Origin of the sequence: Rhizobium sp. CF122, assembly GCF_000282035.1 — a bacterium.
Taxonomy (GTDB): Bacteria; Pseudomonadota; Alphaproteobacteria; order Rhizobiales; family Rhizobiaceae; genus Rhizobium.
The window spans coordinates 42736-54485 of the sequence record NZ_AKKA01000089.1 but is presented as its reverse complement, the minus strand read 5'-3'; the positions used below and the strand labels follow the sequence as shown (position 1 = coordinate 54485).

The following is an 11750-nucleotide window of genomic DNA, read 5'->3' as shown; positions in this document are numbered from 1 at the left end:
GGTCCGGGCCACTCACACAGCCTGACAGAACAGACAGTGCGGCAAGGATTGCATATCGGTGCATAGGGTCTCCAACGGGATGCTCGGCGATTCTCTAAGAAATTATTACCGCCTATGGTTAATTTTTCACTTCTCAATACGCCTTAACCACAGTCCAAAAGGAAGCATGCGTGATGACGAAACGGAGGCGTTGATGCCGGCCATTTGAGCGCGCGCCCCGCACGCCAATTGCATGAATATGACTATGCCGCGATCCGAGTGCACAATCGCAAATACCGATGTAACAGCGGCGCGCAGCACGCAGTGGATGAGGATCTTCGCGCAAACTCAACTCATGGGACTTGACGCAGCTTACGCTGTCAACCGCCGTCTAATGTGGAGCGTATGGCCCTCGAGTAGTCGCTCCCCGCCGGGGCGGCGAGTGCCCGGCTGCTGATCGCGGCCTGTTTCCTTACCTGGTCGAGAGGCAGGTCGGTACGGATCAGGCCGCGGTCGTAGAGGTAGTCCGGCAGGTAACCAGATGCGATGATGCGCCAGTCGAGCGGGATGCCGGGATCGATCAGTCGGGCGAGCTTGAAGACGATCGTCGTGCAGTTTGCCGTGATCGTCTGGTAGAATTCGGGCTGTGCCGCCAGCGCGTTGGCCTTTTCAAGGTAGGACAGGAAGAGGGCGCGCGCTATCTGCGGGGAGACACGGAGCGGATAAAGCGACACGGTCTCCCGGCGGATGTTGGTGCGCAGGCGGACGATGTCGCTCTCTTCCGCAGCTATCAGCACCAGTTCGAACTCTTTGAAGAAGCCGCCGATCTCCGAGAATGCCTCGCCTCGTTCCTTTCGGATCTCGGCCGAGAATACGACATGGCGACCATCCGCAAAACCGAAGCTGACAAGGGTATGGGCAATCGCGGGGTTGCTCCAGACGGAGTTCAGCAAATCGACCGACCGGAGCGTGGCGAGGTCATATTGCTCGGTTTGCCAAAACGGATCGAAGTCTTCAGTCGTCCGCCATTGAAAGTTCCGGACGTTGTGCAGGATGATCTGGTCGCCTGTTATCGTTGCGGTGACACCGTGGGCAACGTCGGCCGCCCACTCCCGGTTGTTGCTCGGCTTGATGCCGGTCCACCAGTAGGAAACCGCGAGCATCGCCGCCAGTAGAAGCACACCGGCGAAAAGCAGGCGCCGCCTGACAGTCAGAATGGCGATCAGTCCGACGAGAAAGCCAGCGGCGATGATTGGCCATTTCCATGTAGAAGGCGCCTGATAGAAGGCGGCAAGGGCAAACCATCCGGCGAAGGCAATGGCTGCCAGCCGGAAGACGAAGCGAGCGATAAGTACCAGAATTCGCCACTTCCGAGGCTTTGCCGCAGTGGAGATAATTGCCATTGTTTCGCCCCCGCGAACGCGCCTGCCTGCCAATCGGAAGGCGCAATATCGCGCGGCCTTCCAGGAAGCGCAAACCACCGGAACGACCAGCGTCCGCTTCAATGGCGGCCCCAGATCCCACCGGCGGTGCGAGCGGGGCCGCCTCGTTGAATTATGCGGATGCGGCTTCGCTCGAACTGCCTGAGAGCGCCTTGCGCAGCCGCTCCTCCTGATCCGGCGCCAGCGAAGTTTTCAGGACGCGGCCACGCAGCCCCTGGAGCTCGGCGAGAACCTTCTCCGGTTGCGCCTTGCGCACGAGGATGAAGAGAGCGGAGGAGGAATTCGGTATGGTCCCGCCAAGAGACCTGATGAACTCGTCGTCGATACCATAGTCAGTGAGCGAGCCGGAGATCGCGCCGGTGCCTGCACCGACGAGGCCGCCGATTGCAAAGCCCGCGAGCGGATTGAGGAACAGCAAGCCGACAAGACCGCCCCAGAGGGAGCCGGACAACAAGCCTGATGTGGCGCCGATCGCCGTCAGGTTGAGGCTCTGCTTGAGATGGACCTTGCCGGCCTCGTCTCGAACCACCACGACTGCATCTTCGAGATCGACGAGGTATTCCTTCTTCAGGCTGTTCAATTTCAGCAGCACCTTGTCTGCTTCGTCCATGGCATCGAAGCCGATGACAACGAGTTCCGACATTGTCCGTTCCTTTCGTTTGATGGCGAGGATATGGAGCATGACGGCTGGCAGACGTGCGCCAGCCGGGGGCCCATTGATCGAACGCGTAGATCTTCCTCCAGTCTGCTTTCATGTCAACGAGCAACCAATTGCGCGCCGCAGCCTCATCAAGCGCCTTATCGAGCATTCCGAAGTCAGATTTGCGCATCATATGCGTATTCCCGATCTGCATCGGTATGCTGAACGGTGTCATTGCGAAGAAAGGCCGCATCCAGCCATGACCACTGGTTGGGACAGGCTGGAGCCCCGGCGCTGCACAATGCTCGTCGCATTTCTCGACGAGCTTGCGTTCCCACTGAAGAGGGTCACTCGGTAAGTACGTTACGGTAATAAACGAGCGTCAAACGTAACAGCGAGCAGAAGTGCCTTGGCCTACTGGGTAAGCGGCTGTGGCTTAAAGTCTCCCTGAAGAGTTTCATCGGCAGGGCGTCTCTTGGCCTGCATCGGCTGCTCAAGCACTGTCACTGGTGCGGCGACAGCCGTGGCGGCAACGTTGCCGATGGTTGTCACCGTGCCGCCGACCACAGCGGTCAGCCCTTGGCCGAGCGAGACATTCGAGTCCGTCAGCGTCTGCCCGGTGATGATGCGTTGGCCAATCAGTTGAACGATTTCAGGACTTTCGGCGAACTTGCCATGGTTCAGACCTTCCCCCTTCACCTTGGTAAGATCGATCGCCGTAATGCCGGCAGCTTCGAGTTTCGAGCGATAGGGCTCCACGGTCGGGTCAATCGAGCCCAAACGCGAGACCTTGCCGGTGATGAAGCTTGACACTGCAAGCGCCTTGTCATCCTGCGACACGAAGATCGTGAACTTCGGCGTCGGCGTGCCCATCTCGGCGAACTGTTTTGCGAAGACCTGAATGTCGATATCAGGGGAAGCGAGGATGACGTTGTGAATCTTGCTGTTCACATGGCCGTCGCGGATGCCCATCTGTCGCAGCGACTCCATGGTGAGCCAGGTGCCCATGGAGTGAGCAAGGATGGTGATGTCCTTGACATCCGGGTCCGCGGCGAGCGTTCGCAGCCCCTGCTCGAGTGCTGTGCGCGAGTAGTTGGTGCTCTCCTTGTCGTATTCGTAAGCCGTGAGTTGCGCGCGTGAGGGCCAAGTGAAGAGAAACGGCGTCGCCTCCATGCCGGAATCGTGGACGATCTGGGCGAGGCGGAAAACCGAGTCTTCGTATTTGTTATTGAAGCCATGCACGAAAACCAGCGCGTGACCGCCTTGAATATGCTGGCGAAACCAGGCACGGCCCTGCGCTTGCGTCTCGATCTCTCTGACGCTGGTCACCGCAAAGTCGGTCGCGGGGTTGGGCGGCAGTCGCCTCGGCCATTGGACGGTGCCGGGCTCCCGTTTTGGCGGTATCGAGACGTCGACCGCCGTCAAGTAAGGTTTCGGGCTGCGTTCGCCGGTAAACAGCGTTGCAGGGTCGCCGGACGGTTCGCGGGTGGTGGCGACCAGCATGCTGACTTGCGAGGTCTTCGGCGTGGCCGCCGTCAGCGCAATGGGTGCCATGACCCCGCTTGGATGACCACAACCGGCAAGAAGTGCGGCGACGAGCAGCGGTGCAATTGTCCGAACAGCGCGGGCAGCGATCACGTTTCCGGTCCCCTCATTTGAAAACGCAAGCACCTTACGGTGGCCGGGCCAAAGTGAAAGTACCTTACAGTAACCACGCAGATGTTACGTGCAATTCGCGCAAGACGCCTACGTGCCGCGACGAGTTTTGGGTAAGTGTTACCGAACCGCAACGAGTGCACGCCGCTTGTCCTCTGGGCGGCTCCAGTCCGATTCTCGCGACGCTCCTTTCGTCCTCATTTGTCCTTTTGTGAATTCGGTTCACAGATCCTTGGACCAAGTGACCGCTTATCATCGAAATCCAATGCCTCCATATGTCCGCCAGTCAATCACGCCGGCAGGCCGGCAGTCATTTGAGGCACATTATGCCAATTGCTCTTTTTGCTTTGACGATCGCGGCCTATGCGATCGGAACCACAGAATTCGTCATCGTCGGACTGTTGCCGACTGTCGCTTCAGATCTTCATATCAGTCTGCCGCTGGCCGGATTGATCGTCAGCGTTTATGCCTTGGGTGTCACTTTCGGCGCACCCGTGCTGACGGCGCTGACCGGACGTATCGAAAGGAAGCCACTGCTTCTCGGCCTGATGGCACTCTTCGTCATCGGCAACGGCATGGCGGCAATCAGCCCGAGCTACGCGCCGTTGCTGGTCGCGCGCGTGCTTTCGGCCTTTGCGCATGGCGTCTTCTTCTCTGTCGGTTCGACCATTGCGGCCGACCTCGTTCCCGAAAACCGTCGTGCTTCGGCGATCGCTATGATGTTCATGGGCTTGACGGTCGCCATCGTCACCGGCGTTCCGCTTGGCACGCTGATCGGCCAGGTCTTCGGCTGGCGCGCAACCTTCGCCGCTGTTGCCGGCCTTGGCGCAATCGCCTTTCTTGCGATTGCCGTGTTGCTGCCGTCGAACCTGAAGAAGGCACCAGCCGCCGGCATCGGTGACCAGATCCGCGTGCTCGGCAGCGGTCGCCTGCTTATCGTCTTCGCCATGACAGCGCTCGGATATGGCGGTACCTTCGTCGCCTTTACTTTCCTCGCGTCGATCCTGCAGGAAATCACCGGGTTTTCCGCCGGCACCGTCGGCCTCATTCTCGTGGTCTACGGCATCGCCATCGCCGTCGGCAATGTCGCCGGCGGCAGGCTCGCCAACCGCAGCCCGGTACGTGCCTTGACCGGACTCTTCATCGCCCAGGCAATCGTGCTGGTGCTCTTCAGTTTCACGGCAGCATCGCCCTGGCTGGTCGTTCCGACGCTGGCAGCACTTGGCTTCCTCTCCTTCGCCAACGTGCCAGGCCTGCAGATCTACGTGGTGCAGTTGGCAAAGCAGGTTCGCCCCGCCGCCGTCGATGTGGCATCGGCCCTGAATATCGCAGCCTTCAACCTCGGCATCGCGGCGGGTGCATGGATCGGCGGTCTGGTGGTCGAGTCCTCGCTGGGGCTGGGTGCAACGCCATGGGTTGGTGCAATCCTCGTCGTGGCAGCGCTGGTTCTGACACTCTGGAGTGGTGCTCTGGATGGCCGCTCGGCATCCGATGCCGACACTGCGAGCCAGCCTGCCTAACCACGGCGACGGGAATCCCCAACATCCCGAGATCGGTGGTCGACGCGAGCCCAATTGCGTTGGCCACTGTTACTTTTTGGACGGCGGAGTACCTGTGCCTTAACCCGGCGAAGGAGGCTGGCGCTCCGCGGGAAGCATTCTTTGCCAGTCGTTTCAGATGTTTCTTTTCCCGGTAAAATTGTGTCGTCGTCGACCACAATTTTCTTGCCTAATAGCGGCATGCTGCGACATACTCAGCGCAGCTGATAGCCACTTGTATGCATGCCTCGAAACACCTTGCGCATTTGCGTTTTTCACGCAGTTGGGGTTCGATCAATGGTATATCTGTCGCCTTTTCTCAAGATATCGGTTGCAATGCTCGCCACTTGCGGGGCGTCGCTTCTGTCCAGTACATCCGCATACGCACAAGATCCCCTTGACGATTTTCCGCTGGTTATCAGTTGTGAATACAAGGGCACCTACCACGCATTCTATTTGTCGAGGGTGACGAAAGACGGCACCGCCACTTTTTCAGCCTCCGACCGGATTGCGGGCACGATTACGCTGGACGGTAAAGCAAAGGCCGTCGGCGGATCCGATGGGGGAAGTTGCGTGGGCAAAACCCTCAAGGAACTGCGCGCGTCAGGGCAGGCGCACGACCTCAAATCTTAGCCCTGCAACGCCGCGATTCTGGGCTATTGGCTTCGACCAGGGCCAGCTTTCGCGCGGGCGATGGAGAGGCTCCCAACCTACGTCGCACGAGCTGGCTTGATCTGTAGCGTGAAGCTCAGCTATTGGCGCGACGCGAGGGGGAAGAGGCATGGAAGAGCTGCGAACTCCTTTCAAGGTAACAGCGGGTCGCTTTCTGCGCTCGGTGAGGATTTTCATGTCCTCGGAAGTCGGCGGCGCAGCCAAGCTTCTGACGGCAAGCCTTGTCGCGCTCTTCCTCGCGATCAACGGGCTCAATGTGCTGAACAGCTTCGTGGGCCGGAACTTCATGACGGCGATCGCCGACAGGCAGATCGCGGAATTCGCCCGGCAAGCCGTATTCTATCTTCTCGTGTTTGCTGGCTCCGCGATCGCATCGGTTTATGCGCGCTTTACCGAGGAGCGGCTAGCACTCACCTGGAGAGACTTTCTGACGCGTCGCGCCGTCAATCTCTATCTTACTGACGGAGCCTTTTACCGCCTCGGTGTTTCGGGCGCACTCTCGTATCCGGATCAGCGCATTTCGGAAGATATCCGGGCATTTACCGTGACGACACTGTCTTTCTTGCTGATGATCTTCAGCAGCGGGCTAACGATCCTTTCATTCTCAGGCGTACTTTTATCCATCAACCCCGTCTTGTTCGCCGTGGCCTTCATTTATGCGGCTTGCGGCTCGCTTCTGACGATCTGGCTGGGGCGCCCGCTCATCAAGCTGAACTACGACCAGCTCGATAAAGAGGCAAGTTTCCGTACGGGCCTCATTCAAGCGAGGGAGAACGCCGAGCGAATCATACTCACCGGCAGTGAGCCGCGCATGAAGTCCTTTCTTGCAAGCCGAATTGATGATTTGGTGACCAACTTTCGCAGCATAACATCCGTGAACCGCAATGTCGGCTTCTTCACGACGGGCTACAACTGGCTGATCCAGATCATCCCCGCTTTGATTGTCGCACCGGCCTTCTTCCGCGGTGATATCGAATTCGGGGTGATCACCCAATCCGCGGCAGCATTCGCAATGCTGGTGGGCGCCTTTTCGCTGATAATCAACCAGTTCAACTCGATCTCCAATTTCGCCGCCGTCGTGGCGCGACTAAGCATGCTTTTGGAAGCGATAGAGAACTCGCAGCAGCGCGTCGGATCCGACATTCAGATCGACGACACCAGCGAGGGCCTGTCGTACGAGAGGCTCACGATACTGTCAGAGTGGGACGGCTTGCCGTTGTTGCAGGAGTTGACCGTAGCCATTCCGCCTCGTGCTCGCGTCCTTGTGACATGCGCCCGAGAGGACCAAGGGAGCGCGCTTTTCAGGGCCACCGCCGGTGTTGCTTGTCCCGGTTCTGGCCGAATTTTTCGCCCCGCCGCCGAACGGATACGCTTCCTGCCGCAGCACTCCTATTTTCCGACGGGTACGCTTCGACAACTCATCGTTCCGTCGGACGCGAGCACAGAAATTCCGGACGAACAAACTTCGCTGCTACTTGCCGAATTCGGACTCGAGCGCATTTCTAAGGCAGAGGGATTTCAACAAGAAGTGGAATGGCATACGTCTCTGACGCAAAGAGAGCAGTGCTTGCTGATGCTGGCGAGCGTGTGCGTTGCGAAGCCGGATGTCATCTTGCTTGAGAGGGCCGAGGTTATGGTTGGCTGGGATACACTTTTCCGGATCATGACGCGCTTTGCAAATGACGGCATCGCCTGCGTTCATATCGGGAGCGCCGCCAACATATCATCCTATGACGCCATCCTGGACCTTGGCGATAGTGGCGGATGGCAATGGAGGAAACCCACATAACCGCGCAGACGCTTCCGCGGCGTGCAGCACGGAGATTGCGACGACAAGAAAGTCGATAGGAGGCTGACGATGACGAATGCCGCTCTTGCAACCGACGATTATCTGAAAACGAGCACTCCGCTTGGAGCAGACGAACTCCGCTTGATGGACGCCTACTGGCGCGCATCGAACTATCTTTCGGTCGGGCAGATATATCTGCTCGACAATCCGCTCCTGAAGCAACCCCTCAAGCGGGAGCACATCAAGCCGAGGCTGCTTGGCCACTGGGGAACGTCGCCTGGCTTGAACATGCTCTATGTGCATTTAAACCGAGTGATCAAGCGCGACGATCTCAACATGATTTATGTGATCGGGCCTGGCCATGGTGGGCCATCACTGGTCGCGCATGCTTATCTGGAGGGGACCTACAGCGAAGTCTACCCGAATATCGGTCAGGACACCGAAGGGATGAAGGCTTTGTTCAAGCAGTTCAGCTTTCCCGGCGGCATTCCGAGCCATGTCGCTCCCGAAACGCCAGGAAGTATTCATGAGGGTGGCGAACTCGGCTATGCGTTGAGCCATGCCTACGGCGCGGCCTTCGACAATCCGGATCTGATCGTCGCCTGCGTTGTTGGCGACGGCGAGGCGGAAACCGGTCCGCTTGCGACGGGATGGCATGGCAATAAGTTTCTCAATCCTGCCCGTGACGGATGCGTGCTGCCGATCCTGCATCTCAACGGCTACAAGATCGCCAATCCCTGCTTCCTAGCCCGCATCCCCAAGGACGAATTGCGGAAGTTCTTCGAGGGGATGGGCTATGCTCCGCTTTTCGTGGAAGGTCATGATCCTGACAAGGTGCAGCAGCAGCTGGCCGCAGCGATGGATACAGCCGTTGCCGAGATCAACCGGATCTGGGCGGAGGCGCGTGAGAAGGGTAATCTGAAACGCCCGGCGTGGCCGATGATCGTTTTCCGCACGCCAAAGGGCTGGACCTGCCCAAGCGAAATCGACGGCAAGAAATGCGAGGACTACTGGCGGTCGCACCAGGTTCCGATGGGCGACATGGATAAGCGGGAACACATCGAGATCCTTCGGCACTGGATGCAGACGTACAAACCTGGAGAGCTCTTCGACGACGACGGTAAGCTGCGCGCCGAATTCGCGGCGCTCGCCCCGGCTGGCAATCGCCGGATGAGCGATAATCCGCACGCGAACGGTGGTCTGCTGCTGCGTGACCTGAAGATGCCAGATTTCCGCGACTACGCCGTTCCCGTGCCGAGCCCGGGGGCGACAACGACCGAATCCGCCCGGGTGATGGGCAAGTTTCTTCGCGATGTCATGAAGATGAACCTGAACACAAAGAACTTCCGGCTGTTCAGCCCCGACGAGAACAACTCGAACCGCTGGCAGGATGTGCTCGAGGTCACCAACCGCTGCTACATGGCGGAGATCTATCCCGAGGACGATCACCTGTCGCCCGATGGCAGGGTGATGGAGGTGTTGAGTGAGCATCAGTGCCAAGGCTGGCTTGAAGGCTACCTTCTGACAGGACGCCACGGCTTCTTCTCGTGCTATGAGGCCTTCATTCACATCATCGACTCGATGTTCAACCAGCACGCCAAATGGTTGAAGGTGTGTAATCACATACCTTGGAGGCGGCCGATTGGATCGCTCAACTACTTCCTGAGCTCGCATGTCTGGCGCCAGGATCATAACGGCTTCAGCCATCAGGATCCGGGGTTTATCGACCACGTCGTCAACAAGAAGGCCGAGGTGATCCGCGTCTATCTCCCCGCGGACGCAAACACGCTGCTTTCCGTTACCGATCATTGCTTGCGTAGCCGCAACTACGTGAACGTCGTCGTGGCCGGCAAGCAACCGGCGCCGCAATGGCTGACCATGGATGAGGCGATCAAGCATTGCGCCGAGGGCCTCGGCATTTGGGAATGGGCCAGCAATGATAAGGGCAGTGAGCCTGACGTCGTGATGGCGTGCTGCGGCGACGTTCCGACGCTCGAGACGCTGGCGGCGGTGCAATTGATCCGCGAGCATCTGCCCGAACTGAAGGTGCGCGTCATCAACGTCGTCAACCTCATGAAGTTGCAGCCATCAAGCGAGCATCCCCACGGTCTTTCAGACCGCGATTTCGATGCGCTCTTCACCAAGGACAAGCCGATCATCTTCGCGTTCCATGGATATCCCTGGCTGATCCACCGGCTGACCTACCGGCGCACCAACCACGGCAATCTGCATGTGCGCGGATACAAGGAGGAGGGGACGACGACGACGCCATTCGACATGGTCGTTCTGAACCAGCTAGACCGCTTCCATCTTGTCGAAGACGTCATCGATCGGTTGCCGCAACTCGGTTCCCGCGCCGCCTACTTCAAGCAAGCGATCCGCGAGAAGCTGATCGAGCACCGGCAATACATTGAAGACCATGGCGATGACATGCCTGAAATCACCGGTTGGAAATGGGGCGTCCAGGGGCGGCCAGCAAAGACGCAAAGGACGTCGACGGAAGGCGACAATACCTAAGGCGTTCGGCCCGCAACGTGCGGCCGGGCTGCATTTCCTGGGCGCCGATGACGTCGGTGCAGTATACAAGTCACTGCTGTGACGACGCTCGGGCGGCGATTTGCATATTGGCGAGTTGAGGAGCGCCGTCAGGCGCGAAGCCCGTGTGGAAAGGGGGAAGTCATGGTCGAGGTACCCACCCCAAACATCGAGTCCGCGCCGAGCGACGAGGATTTCGCGCGACTACAGTTCACGACCCTACTCTATTACCTGCATTGCACAAACCCGGACAACGGGCTCGTCCGCGACAAGACTCAAGCGGGCGCGCCGGCGAGTATCGCCGCCATCGGCATGGCACTTGCAACTATCCCTGTCCTTGTGGAGCGCGGTATCATCATTCGTGAGTTTGCTGCCAAGATCGCCCGACGGCGGCTTGATTTTCTCCTGCATTGCCAGCAGGGTCCCGAGCCCGACGCCTCGGGCTATAAGGGCTTCTTCTACCACTTCCTCGATATCGAAACAGGACGTCGGGTATGGCAGTGCGAACTGTCGACCATCGACTCCGCCTTCCTGTTTGCCGGCGCCCTGACGGTCGCCACTTACTTTGATGAGGATACGGCTGACGAAGCAAGGATCAGGCAACTTGCTGCATCGCTCTACGAGCGGGCAGACTGGAACTGGGCATGTGACCACGGCGCGACCCTGACGCACGGCTGGCGCCCCGAGAACGGCTTCATTCCCTACCGCTGGCGCGGCTACGACGAAGGCTTGCTTCTCTACATACTGGGGCTCGGTTCGCCGTCGCATCCCTTGCCGCAGGAAAGTTACGCGGCCTACACGGCAAGCTATGACTGGCGCAACATCTTCGGACGCGAACTGCTCTACTCCGGTCCGCTCTTCACGCACCAGCTTTCGCATATGTGGATCGATTTCCGCGGCCTCCGCGACGAATTTATGCACGAGCATGACAGCGACTATTTTCAGAACAGCAGGCAGGCGACCTTCGTCCACCAGGAATATGCGATCCGAAATCCGATGGAGTTCGAAGGCTATGGCGAGCACTGCTGGGGATTTACCGCAAGCGATGGACCCGGCTGGCTGACGGCGGAAGTTGATGGGGTGCGCAGGGAGTTCTTCGACTATATCGCCCGCGGGGCACCGTTCGGGCCGGACGACGGGACGGTCTCGCCGTGGGTCGTCGTGGCGTCTCTGCCTTTCGCACCCGAGATCGTCATTCCAACCGTCCTCAACTGCGGGCGCATGAATCTGGGAATGACGCGGCTCTACGGGTTCAAGCCATCGTTCAATCAGACTTTCAAGGTTGCAGACAGTCCTACAGGGTGGTGGATCAGCCCCTGCCACTTCGGCATCGATCAGGGCCCGGTGGCGCTGATGATTGAGAATTACCGGACCGGCTTCCTATGGAATCTGATGCGCAATTGCGAACCTATTGTCAGGGGACTGCGCCGCGCCGGCTTTACCGGCGGCTGGCTTTAGCCAGCGTTTGTGCATGCGGACTTGTACGATGGTCGCGCACG

Annotated in this window: 8 protein-coding genes and 1 pseudogene; 5 read left to right on the top strand and 4 right to left on the bottom strand. The window is 59.0% G+C overall.

Annotation, left to right across the window (positions count from 1 at the left end; translation table 11 throughout):
* Positions 1–359: 359 nt before the first annotated feature.
* The 4 genes and pseudogenes from PMI09_RS23625 to PMI09_RS23615 all read right to left on the bottom strand — a co-directional run bounded on the left by PMI09_RS23625 (position 360) and on the right by PMI09_RS23615 (position 3615).
* Complete coding sequence (locus PMI09_RS23625; protein ID WP_007800365.1) at positions 360–1382, bottom strand: Lnb N-terminal periplasmic domain-containing protein; 1023 nt, start codon at positions 1380–1382, stop codon at positions 360–362.
* Between the two features lie 151 nt (positions 1383–1533).
* On the bottom strand, positions 1534–2064 hold the full coding sequence (locus PMI09_RS23620) for a DUF1269 domain-containing protein (RefSeq protein ID WP_007800363.1): 531 nt from the start codon (positions 2062–2064) through the stop codon (positions 1534–1536).
* A 73-nt stretch (positions 2065–2137) separates the two neighbouring features.
* Positions 2138–2288, bottom strand: a pseudogene (locus tag PMI09_RS32340) (haloacid dehalogenase-like hydrolase); the annotation flags it as partial.
* 187 nt (positions 2289–2475) lie between these two features.
* Entirely contained in the window at positions 2476–3615 is a 1140-nt protein-coding gene (locus tag PMI09_RS23615) for an alpha/beta hydrolase (protein ID WP_037083924.1), read from the bottom strand.
* 428 nt (positions 3616–4043) lie between these two features.
* Between PMI09_RS23615 and PMI09_RS23610 the strand changes: the two genes are divergently transcribed.
* The 5 genes from PMI09_RS23610 to PMI09_RS23590 all read left to right on the top strand — a co-directional run bounded on the left by PMI09_RS23610 (position 4044) and on the right by PMI09_RS23590 (position 11709).
* Positions 4044–5237 (top strand): MFS transporter, encoded by a 1194-nt coding sequence (locus PMI09_RS23610; RefSeq protein ID WP_007800357.1) that lies wholly within the window; start codon positions 4044–4046, stop codon positions 5235–5237.
* 354 nt (positions 5238–5591) lie between these two features.
* The gene (locus tag PMI09_RS23605; protein WP_037083922.1) at positions 5592–5888 is read left to right on the top strand and encodes a hypothetical protein; all 297 of its coding nucleotides are present in this window, start codon (positions 5592–5594) and stop codon (positions 5886–5888) included.
* Between the two features lie 148 nt (positions 5889–6036).
* A complete protein-coding gene (locus PMI09_RS23600; RefSeq protein WP_007800353.1) occupies positions 6037–7716 on the top strand; it encodes an ABC transporter ATP-binding protein/permease in 1680 nt (559 codons plus the stop codon).
* 69 nt (positions 7717–7785) lie between these two features.
* Positions 7786–10233, top strand: coding sequence for a phosphoketolase family protein (locus tag PMI09_RS23595; protein ID WP_007800352.1), 2448 nt, complete (start codon positions 7786–7788; stop codon positions 10231–10233).
* A gap of 162 nt (positions 10234–10395) precedes the next feature.
* Positions 10396–11709: a glucoamylase family protein gene (locus PMI09_RS23590; RefSeq protein ID WP_007800350.1), complete on the top strand. Its 1314-nt coding sequence runs from the start codon at positions 10396–10398 to the stop codon at positions 11707–11709.
* The last annotated feature ends 41 nt before the right edge of the window (positions 11710–11750 follow it).